19 protein-coding genes, 2 tRNA genes and 1 pseudogene are annotated in these 20,258 nt (G+C 71.8%); 11 read left to right on the forward strand and 11 right to left on the reverse strand.

Features of this window, described 5'->3' with window-relative positions:
• The first annotated feature begins 72 nt into the window (after window positions 1–72).
• Window positions 73–149, forward strand: a tRNA-Met gene (locus tag RM479_RS24615).
• Between the two features lie 201 nt (window positions 150–350).
• Window positions 351–424: transfer RNA gene (locus RM479_RS24620), tRNA-Met, on the forward strand.
• A 178-nt stretch (window positions 425–602) separates the two neighbouring features.
• Here the strand turns inward: RM479_RS24620 and RM479_RS24625 are convergent.
• The 5 genes from RM479_RS24625 to hisN form a co-directional block, all read right to left on the reverse strand.
• On the reverse strand, window positions 603–1,322 hold the full coding sequence (locus tag RM479_RS24625; RefSeq protein ID WP_311514084.1) for an ABC transporter ATP-binding protein: 720 nt from the start codon (window positions 1,320–1,322) through the stop codon (window positions 603–605).
• Window positions 1,323–2,363: an efflux RND transporter periplasmic adaptor subunit gene (locus RM479_RS24630; RefSeq protein ID WP_311514085.1), complete on the reverse strand. Its 1,041-nt coding sequence runs from the start codon at window positions 2,361–2,363 to the stop codon at window positions 1,323–1,325.
• 9 nt (window positions 2,364–2,372) lie between these two features.
• Window positions 2,373–3,626, reverse strand: a complete 1,254-nt coding sequence (locus RM479_RS24635) for an ABC transporter permease (RefSeq protein ID WP_311514086.1) — start codon at window positions 3,624–3,626, stop codon at window positions 2,373–2,375.
• 187 nt (window positions 3,627–3,813) lie between these two features.
• Window positions 3,814–4,332, reverse strand: coding sequence for a hypothetical protein (locus RM479_RS24640; protein ID WP_311514087.1), 519 nt, complete (start codon window positions 4,330–4,332; stop codon window positions 3,814–3,816).
• Between the two features lie 103 nt (window positions 4,333–4,435).
• Window positions 4,436–5,242 (reverse strand): histidinol-phosphatase, encoded by an 807-nt coding sequence (gene hisN / locus RM479_RS24645; protein WP_274808645.1) that lies wholly within the window; start codon window positions 5,240–5,242, stop codon window positions 4,436–4,438.
• Between the two features lie 137 nt (window positions 5,243–5,379).
• Between hisN and RM479_RS24650 the strand changes: the two genes are divergently transcribed.
• Complete coding sequence (locus tag RM479_RS24650) at window positions 5,380–5,958, forward strand: TetR family transcriptional regulator (RefSeq protein WP_311514088.1); 579 nt, start codon at window positions 5,380–5,382, stop codon at window positions 5,956–5,958.
• Entirely contained in the window at window positions 5,955–6,230 is a 276-nt protein-coding gene (locus tag RM479_RS24655; RefSeq protein WP_274808643.1) for a DUF2087 domain-containing protein, read from the forward strand. Before RM479_RS24650 ends, RM479_RS24655 begins: the two co-directional genes overlap by 4 nt.
• A 7-nt stretch (window positions 6,231–6,237) precedes the next feature.
• On the opposite strand, the gene RM479_RS24660 is transcribed toward RM479_RS24655, so the two are convergent.
• Entirely contained in the window at window positions 6,238–7,131 is an 894-nt protein-coding gene (locus RM479_RS24660; RefSeq protein WP_311514089.1) for an NAD(P)-dependent oxidoreductase, read from the reverse strand.
• Window positions 7,132–7,273: 142 nt separating this feature from the next.
• Between RM479_RS24660 and RM479_RS24665 the strand changes: the two are divergent.
• A pseudogene (locus RM479_RS24665) lies at window positions 7,274–7,474 on the forward strand (winged helix-turn-helix transcriptional regulator); the annotation flags it as partial.
• Between the two features lie 209 nt (window positions 7,475–7,683).
• On the opposite strand, the gene rsgA reads toward RM479_RS24665, so the two are convergent.
• Together rsgA and aroA are read right to left on the reverse strand one after the other, a co-directional pair.
• Window positions 7,684–8,700: a ribosome small subunit-dependent GTPase A gene (gene rsgA / locus RM479_RS24670; RefSeq protein ID WP_311514090.1), complete on the reverse strand. Its 1,017-nt coding sequence runs from the start codon at window positions 8,698–8,700 to the stop codon at window positions 7,684–7,686.
• On the reverse strand, window positions 8,697–9,974 hold the full coding sequence (gene aroA / locus RM479_RS24675; RefSeq protein WP_311514091.1) for a 3-phosphoshikimate 1-carboxyvinyltransferase: 1,278 nt from the start codon (window positions 9,972–9,974) through the stop codon (window positions 8,697–8,699). The genes rsgA and aroA overlap by 4 nt, the downstream gene beginning before the upstream one ends.
• 49 nt (window positions 9,975–10,023) lie before the next feature.
• Between aroA and RM479_RS24680 the strand changes: the two genes are divergently transcribed.
• Window positions 10,024–11,199, forward strand: coding sequence for a cysteine desulfurase family protein (locus RM479_RS24680; RefSeq protein ID WP_311514092.1), 1,176 nt, complete (start codon window positions 10,024–10,026; stop codon window positions 11,197–11,199).
• 26 nt (window positions 11,200–11,225) lie between these two features.
• On the opposite strand, the gene RM479_RS24685 is transcribed toward RM479_RS24680, so the two are convergent.
• Both RM479_RS24685 and RM479_RS24690 read right to left on the reverse strand, forming a co-directional pair.
• The gene (locus RM479_RS24685) at window positions 11,226–11,888 is read right to left on the reverse strand and encodes a peptidylprolyl isomerase (protein WP_311514093.1); all 663 of its coding nucleotides are present in this window, start codon (window positions 11,886–11,888) and stop codon (window positions 11,226–11,228) included.
• Window positions 11,889–11,958: 70 nt separating this feature from the next.
• Window positions 11,959–12,339: a PLDc N-terminal domain-containing protein gene (locus RM479_RS24690; RefSeq protein ID WP_311514094.1), complete on the reverse strand. Its 381-nt coding sequence runs from the start codon at window positions 12,337–12,339 to the stop codon at window positions 11,959–11,961.
• Window positions 12,340–12,532: 193 nt separating this feature from the next.
• Between RM479_RS24690 and RM479_RS24695 the strand changes: the two genes are divergently transcribed.
• Entirely contained in the window at window positions 12,533–13,351 is an 819-nt protein-coding gene (locus RM479_RS24695; protein ID WP_274808636.1) for a helix-turn-helix domain-containing protein, read from the forward strand.
• Window positions 13,352–13,417: 66 nt separating this feature from the next.
• The gene (locus RM479_RS24700) at window positions 13,418–14,632 is read left to right on the forward strand and encodes an amidohydrolase (protein ID WP_311514095.1); all 1,215 of its coding nucleotides are present in this window, start codon (window positions 13,418–13,420) and stop codon (window positions 14,630–14,632) included.
• 447 nt (window positions 14,633–15,079) lie between these two features.
• Here the strand turns inward: RM479_RS24700 and RM479_RS24705 are convergent, their stop codons facing one another.
• On the reverse strand, window positions 15,080–15,895 hold the full coding sequence (locus tag RM479_RS24705) for a TIGR03089 family protein (protein ID WP_311514096.1): 816 nt from the start codon (window positions 15,893–15,895) through the stop codon (window positions 15,080–15,082).
• 150 nt (window positions 15,896–16,045) lie between these two features.
• Between RM479_RS24705 and RM479_RS24710 the strand changes: the two genes are divergently transcribed.
• Genes RM479_RS24710 through RM479_RS24720 form a run of 3 tightly spaced genes read left to right on the forward strand, consistent with a single transcriptional unit; the run spans window position 16,046 to window position 20,242 of the window.
• Window positions 16,046–18,085, forward strand: a complete 2,040-nt coding sequence (locus RM479_RS24710; protein ID WP_311514097.1) for a hypothetical protein — start codon at window positions 16,046–16,048, stop codon at window positions 18,083–18,085.
• 46 nt (window positions 18,086–18,131) lie between these two features.
• On the forward strand, window positions 18,132–19,133 hold the full coding sequence (locus RM479_RS24715; RefSeq protein WP_311514098.1) for a glycosyltransferase family 2 protein: 1,002 nt from the start codon (window positions 18,132–18,134) through the stop codon (window positions 19,131–19,133).
• A 5-nt stretch (window positions 19,134–19,138) separates the two neighbouring features.
• Complete coding sequence (locus RM479_RS24720; protein WP_311514125.1) at window positions 19,139–20,242, forward strand: glycosyltransferase family 4 protein; 1,104 nt, start codon at window positions 19,139–19,141, stop codon at window positions 20,240–20,242.
• Window positions 20,243–20,258 lie beyond the last annotated feature (16 nt).

Raw genomic sequence — 20,258 nt, forward strand, 5'->3', positions numbered from 1 at the left:
AGGGTCCCGCCCCGTTCGTATCGCGCCGATTCGCGTTCCCGTCCAGGGCACGCTACTCTGAAGACACAACGACGCGGGGTGGAGCAGTTCGGTAGCTCGCTGGGCTCATAACCCAGAGGTCGCAGGTTCAAATCCTGTCCCCGCTACCAAGGCCCGGACCCGGGATGTATTTCCCGGGTCCGGTGTTTTCCCCGGTTCATTCCCTGTGGACGGGCCGGGGGGAAGATGTTCTTCGCGAACATCCCGCATCCGGAGTTCGCAGCCGGATGATCAGGCCCGATCTCGATCGTTCCCCTCACGGGAAACGATTTGCGGCCCGGAGGGAAAGCCTCTAAAGTAGAGATCAACGACGCGGGGTGGAGCAGTTCGGTAGCTCGCTGGGCTCATAACCCAGAGGTCGCAGGTTCAAATCCTGTCCCCGCTACTGAAATCGGGCCCGGAAATCCAATGGATTTCCGGGCCCGAGTCTTTTCCAGGAGAAGCGGATTCTCCTCCGCCGTTATCGCGGCCCCACCATCACGCCCACGGTCCGGGATCGGTCGGGTGGGCGGGGGCTCCGGGCGCCGTCGGGCGAGGGGACGCGACGACGACGCCCGGAGGTCTCAGCGGGTGCGGCCCTCCACGAGTTCCACCACACGGTGGGCCCGCTCGGCGACCTTCGGGTCGTGGGTGACCACGACCACCGCCGAGTCGCGGATCCGGGCCTGCTCCAGCAACTGGTCCATGATCATCTTGCTGCTGTCGGCGTCCAGGGCGCCCGTGGGCTCGTCGGCGAGGATCAGCGCGGGGTCGCGACTGAGCGCCCGCGCCAGGGCCACACGCTGCTGCTCACCGCCGGAGAGCTGGTGCGGCTTGGAGTGGAGACGGTGCCCCAGCCCCACCGCCTCCAAGAGCTCGCGGGAGCGCGACCGGCGACGCAGCGCCGGTTGCCCGGCGAGCACCAAGGGCACGCCCACGTTGGCCAGTGCCGTCCGCCGCTCCAACAGGTGGAACTGCTGGAACACGAACCCGATGCCCTCCCCGCGCAGCCGTGACCGGGGACCCTCGCCCAACCGGCTGGTGTTCACCCCGTCGAACACGTACTCCCCGCCGCTCGGCCTGTCCAACAGACCGAGCAGGCTCAGCAGGGTCGACTTGCCCGAACCGGACTGGCCGACGATCGCGACGATCTCACCCCGGTGCACCTCGAATGTGCAGTCGTGCAGCACGTCGATCCGGGTTCCCGACACCATGAAGTGCCGGGTCAGACCCTCCACGCGCAGAAGCGGCGCCGACGGCGGCACGGCCTCCGGCGCCAGGGGGGACGGCATGCCCACGGACATCTACATCCCCTCCTCTTCGAGGTAGTGGTCCTCGTCGTCGCCTTCGTCCGCACCGGGGACGTCGAAGCGCGGGTCGAGGGGGATCGGGTCCATGACCTGCTCGCCGACCTCCACACCGGAGACGACCTCGATGAGCGATCCGTCGGAGACGCCCAACTCGACCTCGCGGGTCTCCTCGGTGCCGTCCTCGGCGATCACGATCACCTCACCGGAGCCGGTGGTGCCGCGCACCGACGTCACCGGGACGACGATGACGTCCTCGGCCTTGCCGGTGCTGATCGAGAGCTTCCCCTGGACGCCCTCGAACACCTTCGTGTCGGAGGGGACCCGGCAGGCCAGTTCGCCGCCGCCACCACCGCCACCGCCGCCGCCCTCCTCCATCGAGAAGTCGAACTCGTCGGTGCTCTCCTGCTCCTCGCCGTCGCCCCGGGCCGCTCCCAGGGAGAGGAAGTCGCACTGGGCGGGCGGCGGGCCGTTCTTGATCTCCAGGAGGATGTCCTTGGGCTCCTCGTAGAACCGGTACAGGTCGTTGGCGGGGATCGTGGCGACCGCCCGGTACACGTCCGGGGCGACGGAGGCCACGACCGCGCCGGGCTCCAGCACGTCGCCGACCTCCACGTCGGCCAGCCCCGACACCTTGCCGGAGACGGGCGCGTACAGGCTGACCTCACGGGTCACCGGGGCGGCCGGCGCCTCGTCCTCGCCGCCCGCCGCGGACTCCTCGGTGATCTTCACGTTGATGATGGGCGCGCCCTGCTCCACCTCGGCGCCATCGGTCACCCACAGGTGGGCGACCTGGCCGCCCTTCTTGGCCTTGACGCTCCTGCCGGGCTCGGCCTGGACGGTGGCGTCCAGCACCATGACCGAGTCGACCGTGCCCAGCTCGACGGGGTAGGGGACGCCGTTCACGTCGAGGGCGCCGTCGGAGATGAACTCCTCTCCGGAGGATCCGCCCAGTCGGGACATCAGGAAGTACCCGGAACCGGCGATGGCGATGACGAACAGCAGCGCCGCCGCGCCGATGATGATCCACTTCTTCACGTGTGTCTCCTATTCCCGCAGTCCGGCGACGACGGACGAGCGCAGTGCCCGAAGGGCGGGGATGACTCCGGCGAGCAGGCCGACACCGGCGGCACTGCCCAGGCCGACCAGTACGGCGGTCAGGGGGATGGTGAGGGCCACATCGGGCGGCAGGTCGATGAACGAGGCCGCGATCACCCCGCCCGTTGTGACCAGGACCCAGCAGCCGAGCAGGGCGAGGACACCCGCGACCAGCGACACCACGACCGACTCCATCACCACGGCGACGAACAGGGTGAACCGGGTGGCGCCCAGCGCGCGGTAGGTGGCCAGTTCGCGACGGCGCTCGCGCACGGTGACCAGGCCGACGTTGAGCACGCCGAGCAGGCCGGTGGTGAGGGTGATGGCGGCGATGCCGATGAGGCCGATCGACAGGTAGGTGATCAGCTCGTTGACCTCCTCGGCGTAGTCCGCCCGATAGCTCGTGAGGGCGTCCTCGGACAGATCCGGACCCCAGCGCTCGGAGGCCGACATCATCCGATCGGAGAAGACGGTGCCCCAGGGGTCCTCCGCCGCCGTGTCGGAGGGGTCGATTCGGACGAGGTACTCGAAGTCCTTCAGGGACACGGGCGCGGTGGCGCCGTCCTCGGAGGTCTCCACGGCCTCGCCGAAGATCAGCTCCTCGGTGGCGGGCGCGCGCAGCAGGTAGGCGCTGTACCAGCCGAAGTCGAGGGTCGAACTCTGCGAGACCCCGACGACGCGGACGTCCATCCAGTGGTCGGTGCCGATCTGGACGGTCGTGACGTCGCCGAGGTCGGCGGCCAGGGTCTGGTTGACCACCATGACCGGGGCCAGGGACCGGGAATCGGCCTCCGTGAACCAGCGGCCCTCGGTCATGTTGATCCGGCGGATGTCTGCCAGGGTGGCGTCCACGGCCCGGAACTCCACGTCGCGGACGACCTGGTCGCCGGAGCGCATGGAGGTGTTCCCGATGGAGTGGTAGATCGACACGTCCTGGCCGCCGGCGCGGTGGAGGTCCTCCTCGAAGGCCACCACGTCGGTGACCTCGCCTCCCCAGAGCCCGACGCTGAGGGTGGCGGGGCGGCCGGCGTTGGCCTCGCTGTAGGAGACGGCGAAACGTTGGCCGAAGTCGCCGGCGGTGACCACGGCGATCAGTGAACCGACACCGACGACGATGCCGGCGCAGGACAGGATGGTCCTGGCGATATTGGCGCGGGAACCGGCGAAGGCGAGCAGGATCCCGGCCACGAGGGAACGCAGCATACGGTCCCTTCCCAATGTGTGCGTGGGGTGACGCCGCGTCGAAGGCGGCGTTGTGAAGGCCCGCGGGGGCGGTGCCTCACGGACATCATCGCGGAGCCCGTGGGTTTCGGTTCATGATCACTGGGGGATTTTTGTTTTTTCGGCGCCCGGTCGCGGGGGCCCGGGGGGAGAGCCGTCCCGCTCGCCGTCACATTTCGAAACCATCGCAGGTCAAGGGGGTTCCAGTGGTGCTCTCCGACCAGAGCACCGTGTACACGCCGGGAGGTGGTCCGCCCTCGCCCTGCTCGGGATAACGGACATGAGACCACTCCCCGGGGGCCGTGTCCGTTTCCAGGGTGTGGACGTCATCGTCCGGAGTGCGGACCGTGACGGTCACGGGAGCCGGGTCGACGTCGTCGGGCGGCAGGATCCCCAGTTCGACCGGGCCCTCCTCGACGTCCGCGCGCGGTGCCTCGGTGCGCCAGGCGCCCTCTCCCGGAACCTCGGCGGTGTCCACGGCCGGGACGCACAGGAGGAGGCCGGGGTCGAAGACGGTCTCGGGCGGGGCGGTGGGGGCGGCGTCGGTGTCGGACGCGCGCACGGAGTCCGCGATCATCGCGTCGAGTTCGTCGGGCGTGTAGCCGTGGCCGCCGCCGCAGGCGACGGTGGTGAGCAGCAGCACGGCGGTCGCACCCAGGCGACCTGAGAGAGGAGTGAGCGTCGGCACACATGACACGCTACTACTCTCCGTGTTATGGCCGATGCCGATCGTGTCGATCGGTGCGTCCGGAACCCGGATCTCGGGGTGTTCCGCGACACCGAACGCCGACTCACACCGGACGCAGCGGCGTCGGGCCCCCGTTCAGCCAGGTGAGCGCCCGATCGTGCAGGACGCCGTTGGTGCACACCAGCGGCCCGCCGTCGACGAATCCCTCACCGCGCAGGTTCGTGGCCCGGCCGCCCGCCTCCTCCAGGATGATCGGCAGCGGTGCGGCGTCCCACAGCGACAGCTCCGGCTCGGCGGCGATGTCCACCACACCCTCGGCGACCATCACGTGCGACCAGAAGTCGCCGTAGGCGCGGGTGCGCCACACCGACCGGGTCAGGCCCAGGAACGACTCCAGCCGACCCTGCTCCTCCCAACCCGTCAGGGACGAGAAGCTCAGTGAGGCGTCCGACAGCTCGGAGACCTTCGACACGCTGCAACGCGATGCCTTGGACAGGCTCCGCCCCTGCCAGGCGCCGCCGCCCAGGGAGGCCCACCAGCGGCGGTACAGCGCCGGGGCCGAGACCACGCCGACCACCGGCCGGTCGCCCTCCAACAGGGCGATGAGCGTGGCCCACACCGGAACGCCGCGTACGTAGTTCTTGGTGCCGTCGATCGGGTCGATCACCCACACGCGGTTGCTGTTGCCGGTCTTGCCGTACTCCTCGCCCACCACGGCGTCCCGGGGACGGGCACGCGACAGCACACCGCGGAGCGTCTCCTCGACCAGGCGGTCCGCCTCGGTCACCGGGGTCAGGTCGGGTTTGGTGTCGACCACCAGGTCCAGCGCGCGGAACCGCTTGAGCGCGATGTCGTCGGCGGCGTCGGCGAGCACGTGGGCCAGTCGCAGATCATCGTCAAAGGACAGCATGGGCGGTAACGCTACCCTCCCGGGCGCGGACATGGCCAAGGGGCTCCACCCGAGTGATCGGAGTGTTGTCGAGAAGGCTCCTCCGGGGGCGGACACGGGGGGTGGGAGTCGACGCGGTCGGGTGCGACCATGGGGGAATGGATACCAGACAGGGCGGACCGGTCCGGGAACGGCTGATGGACGCCGCCTACGCCGAGGTCGTCTCCGGGGGGTGGGGCGAGCGGCGCATGGCCGACATCGCGGCCGCGGCCCAGGTGTCCCGCCAGACCCTGTACAACGTGTTCGGCAGCAAGGAGGGGCTGCTCCAGGCCGTCGTCGTGCGCGAGGTCAACGCACTGCTCGACGGGGTGATGCGGGTCCTGGCCGTCGAGCACGGCGATCCGGCCCACACCGTGAGCCGGACCGCGCGTCTCATCCTGGACACCGCTCGGGACAACCCGCTGCTGCACGCGGTGGTCACCGGTGACCGCGAACTGCTGCCGGTCCTGACCACCCGCTCCCGCCCCCTGCTCGGGGTGCTCGGCGACCGCATCGCGGCCTCCCTGCGCGAGAACCGGCCCGACCTCGATCCGGCCGTGGCCGAGGCGGTCGCCGACGTCGGTGTGCGTCTCACCGTGTCCTACGCCCTCCAGCCCATCGATCCCGCCGAGGCGGCGCGCCGGGTGGAGACGGTGACGCACGGAATGCTGCTGGTCGGCCACCGGGAGGGGTGTTGACCGGAGAGGACGCGGGCGAGGAGCTGCGGGCGTACATCCGTGAGGGACGGATCACGTCCATCCCGGTGCGCCGCCCCGCGCGACTGCTCCTGCTCGACCGGGTGGCGCGGGCGTTCGAACCCGGCGTCCGGTACACCGAGGCCCGGGTCAACGAGGTGATCGGCGTGTTCAGCGCCGACGTCCCGGCGCTGCGCCGGGGCCTGGTGGACGAGGGGTTCCTGGAGCACGACCGCGTCCATTACTGGCGCTGTGGCGGCACCGTCGACCTGTGAACCCCGCTCAGGCCGGGTCCCGCAGGAGCCGGTCGACCAGCCCGGCGCCGTCCTGGTCCCCGTGTCCGTCGGCGACGTGCCGTTCCATGAGGTCGGCGTAGGGGCGCAGCAGTTCGGTGCTCATCCCCTGTTCCTCCGCGGTGCGCAGCTGGGTGTCGTAGCCCTGCGACTGCATGGCCAGGTTGGAGACCACCCCGGTGGTGAGGTCGCCGCCCTCCAACCGCTCGGCGAACCCGCCGGCGGCGTCCGACAGCATCGCTCCCACCCAGCCCTCAAGGAGCCCGGCGACCTCTCCGAGCGGGACCCCCGACCTCCGGGTCAGCGCGAAGGCATGGGTGATCCCGGCGAACATGCCGTTCATGGCGCTGAGCAGGGCCACGTCCAACAGGGCGGCCAGGCCCGGGTCCTCTCCCGAGAACCGGGTGCCGGTGGGCACCGCCAACGTCTTCTCGTGCTCGGCGAACGCCTCCGTCGATCCGCTGTAGAACGTGTAGGCGCCCGACTCCGCGACGCCCACCATCGGCGGGACGGCCATGATCCCGCCGCTGACGAACCGGGCCCCGCGCGCGGTGGCCCACTCCGCGCGGGCGCGCGCCTCCTCCGGGGTGCCGGTGGTGATGTCCACCAGGTCCTTGCCGGTCAGGTCCACCCCTTCCAGCACGGAGCCGACGGAGGCGTCGTCGAGCAGGCAGGTGACGATGAGCCGCCCGGCGGCCACCGCCGCGGCCGGATCGACGGCCACGTCGGCACCGGCGGCGGCCAGGGGCTCGGCACGGGACGCGGTGCGATTCCAGGCGGTGAGGGGGCGGCCGGCGGCGAGCCAGGCGCGGCCGAACGCGGCGCCCATGTCGCCCAGTCCGAGCAGGACGACGCGGGTCGGGTCAAGGGTGTTGTCCGTCATGTCGACTAGGCTCGCGCCGGGCGGGAACGCCCACAAGTACGCACTTCGAAGTGGGTGCTCACCCCGGGGTGAGCGTGCAGGAAGGGGGAACACGGTGGCTCTTCGCCGTCCGGGGTCGTATCACTGCGGGACCTCCGCCGCCATGGACGTGATCGGCGGCAAGTGGAAGATCGTCATCCTGTGGGCGCTGGGCGAGCGCCCGCACCGGTTCGGTGGACTGCGCCGCACCCTGGACGGCGTCTCCGAGAAGGTCCTCGCCGCCCACCTGCGCGAGATGGAGGAGGACGGGATCGTCCGTCGAGAGGACTTCGACGAGGTTCCGCCCCGGGTGGAGTACTCCCTGACCCCGCTCGGCGTCTCCCTCAACGAGGCTCTGGAACCCCTGGGCGACTGGGGGAACGGCACGTCATCGGCCGGAACCCCACCGGCGGAGGCGCCGGCGGGGTTCCGGACCCCGGGCAGGAGGACGTCCCGGGGGAGGAGGAGCGCCGGCCGCGGGCCGTCCGCTGAGGTCGGCGGGCGGGTGGAGCGGAGGGGCCGCGGTGGGTGGGATCAGGGCTCCCGCTCGTGTTCCTCCTCGACATCGCCCTCGCGGCTCGCCAGCAGCCTGCGCAGCGATGCCACCCGGGCCGGGTCGGCCCCGCCCCGCGCCAGGGCCGCCTCGACGGCGCAGTCCTCGGCGTCGGCCTGGTGGGTGCATCCCGCCGGGCAGTCCGAGGCGAGGTCGGCCAGGTCGGGGAAACCCTCGACGATGGTCTCCGGGGAGATGTGCGCCAGCCCGAAACTGCGCACCCCGGGGGTGTCGATCAGCCATCCGCCCTCGAACGGCAGCGCGACCGCCGAGGTCGAGGTGTGCCGTCCCCGGCCGGTGACCGCGTTGACGTGGCCCACCGCCCGATCGGTGCCCGGGATGAGCCGGTTGAACAGGGTCGACTTGCCCACGCCCGAGGACCCGACGAGCACGGTGGTGCGTCCGGCCAGCTGTTCCGCCAACCCGGTGAGGTCGCCGTCCGGACTGAGCACCTCGTAGGGCACGCCCAGCGGCGCGTACACCTGGAGGAGTTCGTCGGGGCTCGCCAGGTCGGCCTTGGTCAGGCACAGCAGCGGGGTCAGCCCGGCGTCGTAGGCGGCCACCAGGCACCGGTCCACGAACCGGGGCTGGGGGGCCGGGTCCGCCAGGGCGCACACGATCGCCAGCCGGTCCGCGTTGGCCACGATGATCCGCTCCACCGGGTCGGTGTCGTCGGCGGTGCGGCGCAGCACCGAGCTGCGCTCCTTGACCCGCACGATGCGCGCCAGGGTGTCCGGGAGCCCCGAGAGGTCGCCGACCACGTCCACCCGGTCGCCCACCACGATCGACCCGCGGCCGAGTTCGCGGGCCTTCATGGCCACGATCCGGTTGCCCTCGACCAGACAGCGGTACCGTCCCCGGTCCACGGCGGTGACCAGGCCCTCCACCGCGTTCTCGTGTTTGGGGCGGGTGCGGGTGCGGGGGCGCGAACCGCCCCGGGCGCGCACCCGGATGTCGTCCTCGTCGAGGTGGCGTCCCCCGCCCCGGATACCGCTCATGCCAGGGCCTCCGCCCACAGACCGGGGAAGTCCGGCAGGGTCTTGCGGGTGGTGGCGATGTTCTCCACCTCCACTCCGGGCACCGCGAGCCCGATGACGGCGCCGGAGGTGGCCATGCGGTGATCGTCGTAGGAGTGGAAGACGCCGCCGCGCAGCGGCCGGGGCTCGATGATCAGGCCGTCGGGCAGCTCCTCGACCGCACCGCCCAACCGGTTGATCTCGGTGGCCAGCGCGGCGATGCGGTCGGTCTCGTGTCGACGCAGGTGCGCGATGCCGGTCAGCCGGGACGGCGTCGAGGCCAGGGCGGCCACCGCGGCGATGGTGGGCGTCAGTTCGCCCACCTCCCGCAGGTCCGCCTCCAGACCCAGGACCCGACCGGTGCCGCGCAGGGTGAGGGCGCCGTCGGCCCACTCCACCTCGCCGCCCATCCGGGTGAACAGAGAACGCAGGTGGTCGCCCGGCTGGGTGGTGCGCTCCGGCCAACCGTCGATGGTCACCTCGCCGTCGGTGACCAGGGCGGCGGCCAGGAACGGGGCCGCGTTGGACAGGTCGGGTTCCACGGTGATCTCGGTGACCTTGATCGGCCCCGGCTCCACCGCCCACACGTCATCGCCGACCGTCACGGTCACCCCGGCGGCGCGCAGCATCTCCACCGTCATGTCCAGGTGTGGGCGGGAGGGCACCGGCGCGCCCTCGTGACGCACCCGCACACCCCGCTCGAACCGGGCGCCGGCCAGCAGGAGCGCCGACACGAACTGGGACGAGCCCGAGGCGTCCAGGACGACGTCGCCGCCCCGGACCCGGCCGGTCCCGCGCACGGTCATGGGCAGGGCGCCGTCGGTGTCGTCGATGGCGGCGCCCAGCGCGCGCAGGGCCGCCAACAGCTCGCCGACGGGCCGTTCGCGGGCCCGGGGGTCGCCGTCGAAGTGCACGTCGCCCGCGGCCAGCGCGGCCACCGGGGGCACGAACCGCATCACGGTGCCCGCGTTGCCGACGTCCACCGAGGCCGGACCGCGCAGAGGGGCGGGCGTGACCACGAGGTCGTCGCCGCGTTCGACGACGACGGTGCCCAGCGCCCGCAGCGCCCCCACCATCAGTTCGCTGTCCCGGCTGTTCAGGGGACGGCGCACCAGGCACGGCGTCTGCGACAGCGCGGCCAGGATGAGTGCGCGGTTGGTCACCGACTTCGATCCGGGCAGGGTGAGTCGGGCGCGGACCGGACGGTCGGCGACGGGAGCGGGCCAGTGCTGTGCTGCTGCGGTGTGCTCGGGCATGCCCCAAGGTTATCGGTCGTGCTTCCCTGAGGCTTATCCTTGGTGGGCCATGGTGTATCTGGATCACGCTGCCACGACCGAGGTCCGCCCCGAGGTGGTCGCCGACGTGGCGGCCGGGCTCGGCGCCCTCGGTAACCCGTCCTCCCTGCACGGTCACGGCCGCGCCGCCCGTCGCACGGTCGAGGAATCCCGCGAACGCGTCGCCGAGTCCCTCGGGTCCACTCCGCACGAGGTGGTCTTCACGGCGGGCGGCACCGAGTCGGACAACATCGCGATCAAGGGCCTGTACTGGTCGCGCAACGCCGAGGACCCGCGCCGAAGACGCGTCATCACCAGCGCGGTCGAACACCACGCCGCCCTGGACCCCGCCCACTGGACGGCCGAGCACCAGGGCGCGATCCACGAGACGCTGCCCGTGGACGCCCTGGGCCGGGTCCGCCCGGAGACCCTCCGCGAGGCGATCGAGCGCGACCCCGACTCCGTCGCCGTGGTGTCGGTCATGTGGGCCAACAACGAGGTCGGCACGGTACAGCCGATCGTCGAACTGGCCGCCGTCGCCGCCGAGCACGGCATCCCCTTCCACACCGACGCCGTGCAGGCGGTGGGCGTGGAACCGATCGACTTCGCCGCCTCGGGGGTGAGCGCCCTCACGGTCAGCGGGCACAAACTCGGCGGTCCGGTGGGCACCGGGGCCCTGGTGCTGGCGCGCGGACTGACCCCGGTGCCGATCCTGCACGGCGGCGGTCAGGAACGCGACATCCGTTCGGGGACCCTGGCCACACCTCTGGTGCTCGGTCTGGCCACCGCCGTCCACCTGGCGGTCATCGAGCGTGAGAAGCACGTGGAACACCTGAAAAACCTGCGCGACTCCCTGGAGGAGCGGGTGCGCGCCGTGGTCCCCGACGTCGTGGTCAACGGCGACCCGCGCGGGCGGCTACCGGGCATCGCGCACCTGTCGTTCCCCGGCTGCGAGGGCGACGCCCTCCTCATGCTCCTGGACGCCAAGGGCGTCTCCTGCTCCACCGGCTCGGCCTGCTCGGCCGGGGTCGCCCAGCCCAGTCACGTGCTGCTGGCGATGGGCGCGGACCCCGACACCGCCTCCAGCAGCCTGCGCCTGTCCCTGGGGCGCACCTCCACGGAGGCCGACGTCGACGCCCTGGTCGAGGTGATCGGCCCGGCCGTGGAACGCTCCCGCGCCGCCCTGGCCAAGCGGCGGCGCGGGTAGCGGCGGTCACCCGCAGGGGATCCCGGCTAGCCGGCGCGGTGGACGGTGACCGACTCGATCACCACGTCCTCCGCCGGTTTGTCGTTGGGACCGGTGGCCACCGTGGAGATCTCCTCGACCACGGCCATCGACGCGTCGTCGGCGACGTACCCGAAGATCGTGTGCTTGTCCTCCAGGTGCGGCGTCGGCTCGACCGTGATGAAGAACTGCGAACCGTTGGTGCCCGGACCGGAGTTGGCCATGGCCAGCACACCCGGCTCGTCGAAGGTCTCGCCGGTGCCGACCTCGTCCTGGAACCGGTAACCGGGGCCGCCGGTGCCGACGCCCTCCGGGTCCCCGCCCTGGATCATGAAGCCGGGGATGACCCGGTGGAAGATCGTGCCGTCGTAGAACTCCGGTTCCCCGGTGACCGGGTTGGCCGGTCCGGCGCCCTCGGCGAGCCCGACGAAGTTGGCGACCGTGACCGGCGCGACGTCGGACAACAGGTCCACCGTGATGTCGCCGCGGTCGGTGTGCAGGGTGGCGCCCTCCACGTCGCTGACGTCCACGTCCGGGACCTCGGCGCCGTCCGGTGCGGGGGCGGAGTCCGTGGCGCCCGGGTCGGCGGCGGTGCCGTCGTCGCCGCAGGCGGTGGCCGTGAGGAGGAGGACTCCGGTCACGAGGGTCGTGGTCAGGGTGGACAGGCGCATGTGATCACTCTCAGGACGGGACGGCGGGGCGCCACTCAGGCTACCGACCCCGCCCGTCACCCGCGCCCCGTCAGGGCCGCGTCTCCTCCGGTCCGTCCTCTTCGCGGCGTTCGGCCTGCTCACGCGCGCGGCGACGCTGTTCCTCGGCGCGCTCACGGCAGCGGCGCAGGAATTCCTCGTCGTCCTCCGGGGTCACGCCCCGGGCCCGGTTGGGGTGGTCGTATTCGGGGAAAGGGGAGGAAGGACGCACGGGACCGGCCTCGACCCGCGGCGGCCGACCCAGGGCGAACCACAGCAACGCCCCCAGCTTGGGCAGCAGCAGGACGATCACCGCCCAGGCGGGTTTGGGCAGCAGCCGTACGGCGTCGGCATCGGATCCGATGACGTCGAACAGCGCGTACACCCAGACGGCGAGCGCCACGATGAAGAACATCAGGTAGAGGTAGGCCACGGGATCTTCCTGTTTTCGGGGGAGCGTTCGACGTGCCGGGTGGCATTGTCAGACCTTGTACTGACTTATCACGGATCGCCGCACTCCATCGGTCGCTTGACCGGGCACCTCGCTCCGGGAGAGGCTCGACCCACGGGGCCGTGCGGTGTCGATCCCAAGGAGGTTCGGCCCCGCCGGGCGACGGGAGAGGATGATGGGCGTGAACACTGTATTGCCCTCGGCGGTATGGCTCCCCTTCGGCGAGCGGATCCTCCGGGCCCGCTCCGACAAAGGACTCTCGCGCGCCGAACTCGCCGCCACGGTCGGGGTGAGCGACGACAAGATCGGCGAGGTGGAGAGCGCCCGCTGCCGGCCGGCCCGCTCCCTCGTCGAACGGGTGGACACCGCGCTGGGAACCGACCACCAGCTGGTCGACGCCTGGGCGGTCGCCCTCCAGGCGGAGGCGTTCCCCAACGAGTTCGGGGACCTGCGCGAACTCACCGTCCACGCTCCGGAGGTGTGGGAGACCCAACCCGTGGTCATCCCGCCCTTCCTGCGCACCCGAGAGTACTCGTGGGCGGTGCTGCGCCCCAGCTACTTCGACCTCTCCGACACCGAGGTCGAGGCCATGGTGGAGGAGGAGATGGCCCTGAGGGCCGCGATGACCGGCCCCGAGGGGCCCTCGCTGCGCGTGGTCCTCAACGAGACCGTGCTCCGCCGCCCCCAGGGCGGCGCCGACGTCCTCAACGCCCAACGCGACTTCCTCGCCGACCTGGTGGCGGCGGGCATCGTCCGGTTGGGCATGATCCCCGAGAAGTCGCCCCGGCACCCGGAACTGGGCGGCCCCTTCCGGCTCATGGAGTACGGGGACCGGGCACCCATCGTGTACGCCTTCGCCGCCCAGGGCGGTGAGCTGATCACCGACCCCGAGCAGGTCACGCGGTGCTCCATGGTCCGCGACGCCATCGAGGAGGTCACCGTGGAACTCACCCCCGACTCGGAGGTCCTCACCGCGCGGTGGCCCGAGGGCTGATCCCGGGGCCGCGTTCCCACCCGCGGGCCTTGGGGTGGGGTCCCCTCATGGGCTAGGTTGCCGGCCATGGATATCGCGATCACATCCGGATACGTCGTACCCGTCGACGGAGACCCCATCGACGGCGGCACCGTTCTCATCTCCGACGGCAGGATCACCGCGGTCGGGCCGGACGGCCGGGTCACCGTTCCCGAGGGCGCCACCGTCGTCGACGCCTCCGGCAAGTGGGTCCTCCCCGGCTTCGTCGAGGCCCACGGGCACATCGGCATCGACGAGGAGGGCATCGGCTGGGCCGGTGACGACACCAACGAGATGACCGACCCCAACGGCGCCCGCATGCGCGCCCTGGACGCCATCAACCCCGCCGACCGGGGCTTCGTCGACGCCCTGTCCGGCGGCGTCACCAGCTCGGTGGTCAAGCCCGGGTCGGGCAACCCCATCGGCGGGCAGACGGTCGCCATCAAATGCTGGGGCCGCAGCATCGAGGACCGGCTCATCAAACAGCCCGCCAGCGTCAAGAGCGCGCTCGGCGAGAACCCCAAGCGGGTCTACGGCAACAAGGACAAGCTCCCCTCCACCCGCCAGGGCGTGGCCGCCGTCATCCGCGACGCCTTCACCAAGGCCCAGGACTACAAGGCCAAGCGGGCGCAGGCCGAGGCCGAGGACAAGCCCTTCGACCGGGACAACACCCTGGAGGTGCTGGTCCGGGTCCTGGACGGTGAACTCCCCTGGTGCCAGCACACCCACCGGGCCGACGACATCCACACCGCCATCCGACTGGCCGACGAGTTCGGGTACCGGTTGATCGTCAACCACTGCACCGAGGGCCACCTGCTGGCCGACGAACTGGCCGCCCGGAACATCCCCGTCATCACCGGTCCGCTGATGACCAACCGGTCCAAGGTCGAGGTCAACAACAAGACCCTGGCCAATCCGGGCATCCTGGACCGGGCCGGGGTGAAGGTGGCCCTCACCACCGACCATCCGGTCGTGCCCATCGAGTTCCTGATCCACCAGGCCACCCTGTGCGTGAAGGAGGGCATGGACCCGGTGTCGGCGATCCGCGCCCTCACCGTGAACCCGGCCGAGATCATGGGCCTGTCCGACCGCGTCGGCTCCCTCAAGCCGGGACTGGACGGCGACGTCGTCGTGTGGTCCGGCGACCCGCTCGACGTGATGAGTCGCGCCGAACGGGTGTTCATCGAGGGCCGCGAGGTCTACACCTACGACTACGAGGCCCGCCGCGGGGTCGCCGTCGACGCCTATTACCGCGAGTCGTGAGGCGGGTCCGGGGCCGGGCCGCCGCGCGCGGTCCGGCCCTCGGGCCGTGACCCGGGTCCCCAGGGCGGGAAACGAGGTGGTCGTGGCCGACGATCCACGGTGACCCACCGATCTGCGGTCAGGGTCCTCGGAAGGCGTGCGGAATCGGTCGGGACGACGGAGCCCGACCCGCTCCGGGAGGACACCATGACCACCCACGACCTCGCCGCGGTCCCGCGTCGCGTCGACCGTGGCTGGGCCCGGGATCGGAGCGGACCCGACACCACCCACGACCTCGCCGTGCGGCTCCCCGGTGGGGAAGGGCGGACGGTGCGTCGCGCGGGGCACCGTCCGCCGCACGTCACACGAGGCGCGATCGGCGGGGAGGGCCGCCCACGGTCGTCCCCGGGTCCCCGAGGGGCCCTCGACCCCTCCTCGAACCCGGACGGCCGGCCTCCGTGACCGCGCTCAGTCCGTGAGGGAGATCCGGCGGAAGGGGAGGTCGCCGAAGACGGTCCCGCCCCCACCGGCCGCCATCACGGTGACCCGTTCCGACTCCAACCGCTTCCGGACCGACTCCGCGTCGGTCTCCGCCGGGAACGGCGTCAGGACGATCGGCGCGCCCGCGGCCATCGGCCCGAGCAGGAGTTCGGCGCCCTGGCCGAGCGAGCGCAGCGGCTCGTCGGAGGCCGCGAACAACGCCATCCGGTCGGCGTCGGTCAACCCCCACCGCTCCGCGCGGGACCGGGCGTCGGCGACCAGGTCCGCACCCGAACGGTCCGCGTCCACGCGCAGCGCCGGCGTCCCCGGGTCCACCGGGTAGGGGGAGAAACGGTCGCCGTGGGCGCGCACCTCCACCGAGTAGTCCTGCACCATCGGCGGCACCTCCCGCAGCGGCAGCCCCAACGGGTGCAACGAGGTGCCCACGACCTCCTCGGCGCCGCTGTCCAGGGCGGCCTCCAACCGGTCGGCGTCGGCCACCGCGACCAGGGCGCCCTCGGGCAGGTCCGGTCCGGTGGCGATCTCGGCGATGGCCCCGACCGACCAGCACGCCGTCAGCCACACCAGGGACTGCCAGTGCACCGGCAGGGCCAGGACCACCCGGTCGCCCGGCTGCGCCCCGAACCCGTCCACCAGCATGTTCGCGGTCTTGGACACCCAGTTGTCGAACGTGGCCCGGGACAGCTCCACCCGGCCGCCGGAGGCGTCGTAGGAGGTCGTGAACGGGCGGGTGGGATCGGCGGCGACCAGGTCGCGCCACAGCTGCGCGGGAGTTTCGGACATGGCCCACACTCTAGGTGTTCCGCTCTGGGAGGTGGGTGACACGGGAGGCGGGAGGGCCGCCGATCGCGGTGCGCGGCCCCGAGGCGGCGGGTCCGTAACGAACCCCCGCCGGGTGTGCGTCGGGGTGACGGGAAGTGACACAGTGGCCTCATGCGTTTGCCTCCCGGACGATTCCTCGCCCGTGTCACCGCGCTGCCCGCGATCGCCGTCTCGGCCTGGCTCCTGGTTGCCTTCCCCCTTCTGGCACTCGGCCTGTTCACCCCCTGGATCGCCCTGATCCTCGGGGCCCCCGCCGTGATCGCGGCCGGTGCGCTGGTGCCGCGGCTCATCCCGGACCCCGACGAGGACGTGCCCTGGTGGCCCGTCCTCCTGGTCCTGGTCATCACGGTCGCCTTCGCCATCGTGCAGATCGCCTACCACGCCGAGGCCCTGGTCATCCGCCGCGACCCCGCCTCCTACGCCATGTACACGGTGTGGATCGCCGAGAACGGGTACCTGCCGATCCCGCAGCAGCGCGACCTCATCGCCGGGAACGACCCCGCGCTGAGCTACCAGAGCCTGGCCCACTACGAACGCGGCGACGCCATCTGGCCCCAGTTCATGGCGGGCGCCCCCCTCATCACCGCCATCGGGTACTGGATCGGAGGGCTCGACGGCATGCTCGTCGTCACCCCGATCCTGGGCGCGCTGGGCGTGCTCACCTTCGCCGGGCTCACCGCCCGACTGGTCGGCGCCCGTTGGGCCCCCCTGGCCGCCCTGGTCCTGGCCCTGTGCCTGCCCCAGCAGTGGGTGAGTCGGTTCACCTACAGCGAGCCCGTCACCCAGATCCTCCTGCTCGGCGGGCTGGTCCTCGCCTACGACTCCCTGGTCCGGCGCACGCACATCTCCGACCGCTGGTCGCGGGACCGGACCCTGGCGGGCATCGCCGGCCTGGTGCTCGGCCTGGCACTGGTGGTCCGCATCGACGCGATCCGCGACCTGTTGCCCGTCGTGGGGTTCATCGCCCTGCTCCTGCTCGCCCGACGCGGGCAGGCGCTGCCCCTGCTGGGCGGCCTGGCACTGGGCGTCGGCCTGGGCCTGTACGCCGGGTACGGCCTGTCCCTGCCCTATCTGGAGTACCTGTCGGACTCCCTCGACCCGCTGCTGATGATCAGCGGCGGTGTCATCCTCGCCGCCGTCATCGGTACCGCGGTCCTGTGGCGGTACGGGCCGCCGCACACGGACCGGGTGCGGTGGCTGCCCAACACGGTCGCCGCCCTGGCCCTGCTCACCATGGTCGGCTTCGCGATCCGCCCCCTCCTCTGGCCCGACCACGGCCACGGCAGCGACTTCACCGACGGCTGGGTCGCCTATGTCCAGTCCCGGGAGGGCCTGCCCGTCGAGGGCAGCCGCACCTACTACGACATGAGCCTGTACTGGGTGGGCTGGTACGTGGGGCTGGGCACCGTCCTGTTCGCCTCGCTGGGCGTGGCCCTCGTGCTGCGCCGCCTCACGTCGTGGCGCGACCCCCAGTGGCTGCTGCCCGCCATGCTGCTGGTGTGGTCGGTGGCCACCACCCTGATGCGCCCCGCCATCACCCCCGACCACCCGTGGGCCAGCCGTCGTCTCATCGTCCTGGTGATCCCCGCGTTCGTGCTGTTCGCGGTCTGGTTCCTGGCCTGGCTCACCCGCTACTGCGCCATCGCCGTGCGTGCGGAGAGGGACGCCTCGCCGGTCCGCGCGCTGCCGGTGGTGGTCGCCGCCGGCGCGGCCGTGGCGATGATCGGCCCCACCGCCATCACCTCCTTCGCCGGGATCATGGGGTACCGGCAGGACGTGGGGACCGTGGCGGCCACCGAACGCCTGTGCGCCGCGTTACCCGACGACGCCTCGGTGATCGTCGTCGACTCCGGGATGGCGGGCAACTACATGCCGCTGCTGCGCAACGTCTGTGGTGTGCCCACCGCCGCCCTGAACGACGCGACACCGGAGAACGTCGACCGCGTCGTCGCGGGGATCCACCAGCGGGACCGTACCGCCGTGCTCGCCTCCGAGGACTGGGACCAGCTGACCTCCCTGGCCCCCGAGAGCGAACCGGACCGCCCCTTCCACGTGGTCGCGCAGATGGATCCGAGTACGCTCATGGCACCCCCCACCGGTCATTGGAGCTTCGTCGGGAGCGTGTGGATCACGGTCGTCCCCGACCCCTGATCCCGGCCCCCGTCCCATCCCCGTCCCCACCCGCTGAAGAGAACGTATGAGCCAGACACACGACGACGCCCGATTCCGCTCCGAGGCCCGCCCGTCGCCCACCACCCCCGACGGAGAGCCCTCGGCTCCGGTACCCCCCTCTGCCGAGGCCGCCGACCCACCGGTGCGGGTCACCATCGTCCTGCCCTGCTACAACGAAGAGGACCACGTCGTCGACGAGGTCAAGCGCATCTGCGCGGCCATGGACGCGTCCGACTACGGGTACGAACTTCTGGCCGTCGACGACGCCTCCACCGACGGCACCCTGGAACGGCTCCGTGAGGCCGCCCCCGCCCACCCGCACATGCGGATCATCGCGTTCGGCCACAACGGCGGTTCCGGGACGGTCCGCCGCATCGGCAGCCAGCGGGCCCGCGGCGAGTTCGTGGTGTGGACCGACGCGGACATGAGCTACCCCAACGAACGCATCCCCGAACTCGTCGCCCTGCTCGAAGAGGACCCGGAGATCGACCAGGTGGTGGGGGCCCGCACCCAGGAGATGGGCAGCCACAAGGCGCTGCGGGTGCCCGCCAAGTGGATCATCCGCAAGATCGCCGAACGCCTCACCAACACCCGCATCCCGGACCTCAACTCCGGCCTGCGCGTGTTCCGCCGCGACGTCGCCCGCCCCTACCTGCGGCTGCTCCCGCCCGGGTTCTCCTGCGTCACCACCATCACCCTGGCGTTCCTGTCCAACCAGCACCCGGTGCGGTACGTGCCCATCGAGTACGCCAAGCGGGCGGGGAAGTCGAAGTTCCACTTCGTCGGCGACGCCTACCGCTACATCCTCCAGGTACTGCGCATGGTCATGTACTTCAACCCGCTCAAGGTGCTGATGCCCCCGGCGCTCACCCTGTTGGGCGTCGGCGTCGCCAAGTTCGTGTTCGACCAGGTGCGCAACCCGCTGTACATGCCCAACAACACCGTCATGATCCTCATGACGGGGCTGATCATCGCCGCGCTCGCCCTCTTGGCCGACCTCATCGTGCGCTCCCGGAACGGGGCGTGAGCACCGTGCGGGTCGCCCTGGTGGGCCCGGCCCACCCGTACAAGGGCGGCGGCGCCCGGCACACCACCGAACTCGCGCACCGGCTTCGGGCGGCCGGCCACCCGACCGTGGTCGAGTCGTGGCGGGCCCAGTACCCGGCGGCGCTCTACCCCGGGACGCAGACCGTCGACGAGCCCGAGGGGGAGCCCTACCCCGACACCCGTCGCGACCTGGCCTGGTACCGACCGGACGGATGGTGGCGGATCGGGCGGCGGCTGGCCCGGGAGAACGACCTGGTGGTGCTCACCCTGTTCTCACCCGTGCAGGTGCCCGCCTACCTCGGGGTGCTGGCGGGGGCGCGGTCGGCGGGCGGTGAACGCACCCGGGTCGTGGCACTGTGCCACAACGTGCTGCCGCACGAGCGTCGTGCCGTGGACGTGTCGCTGGTCCGGGCGCTGCTGCGGCGGGTGGACGGGGTGCTCGCCCACTCCCACGAGCAGGCCGGCCTGGCGGAGGGGATGCGCGGTGCCGGGTTCGACGCCCCCGTCACCGCGGCGCTGCCCCCGCACCTGCCCGCCACCGGGGCCGTCGTACCCCCGGCGCCGGGAGAGCGCCGGAACCTGCTCTTCCTGGGCATCGTCCGCCCCTACAAGGGCGTCGACGTCCTGCTGCGGGCCCTGGCGGCCGGGGCGCCGGACGACGTGACCCTCACCGTCGCCGGGGAGTTCTGGGGTGGGACCGCGGAGCAGGCGGCGCTGGCCGGGGAGCTGGGACTCGCCGACCGGGTGCGGCTGCGCGACGGGTACGTGCCCGCCGAGGAACTGCCCGGGCTGTACGCGGCGACCGACGCCGTGGTGCTGCCCTACCGGACCGCCACGGCCAGCCAGAACGTGTGGCTGGCCCACGAGCACGGACTGCCGGTCATCGCGACCCGGGCCGGCGCCCTCGCCGACCACGTCCGCGAGGACGTCGACGGCCTGCTGTGCGCCCCGGGCGACGTGGACGACCTGGCCCGCGCGCTCGACCGCTTCTACGCCCCCGGCGCTCCCGAACGGCTCCGCGCCGGGGTGCGCCCGGTCGACCCGGAACCCTTCTGGGCCGACTACGTCGACCGTCTGCTGGCGGCCTGAGCCCGGGAGCCGCGCC

Origin of the sequence: Nocardiopsis lambiniae (genome assembly GCF_031845465.1) — a bacterium.
GTDB lineage: Bacteria > Actinomycetota > Actinomycetes > Streptosporangiales > Streptosporangiaceae > Nocardiopsis > Nocardiopsis lambiniae.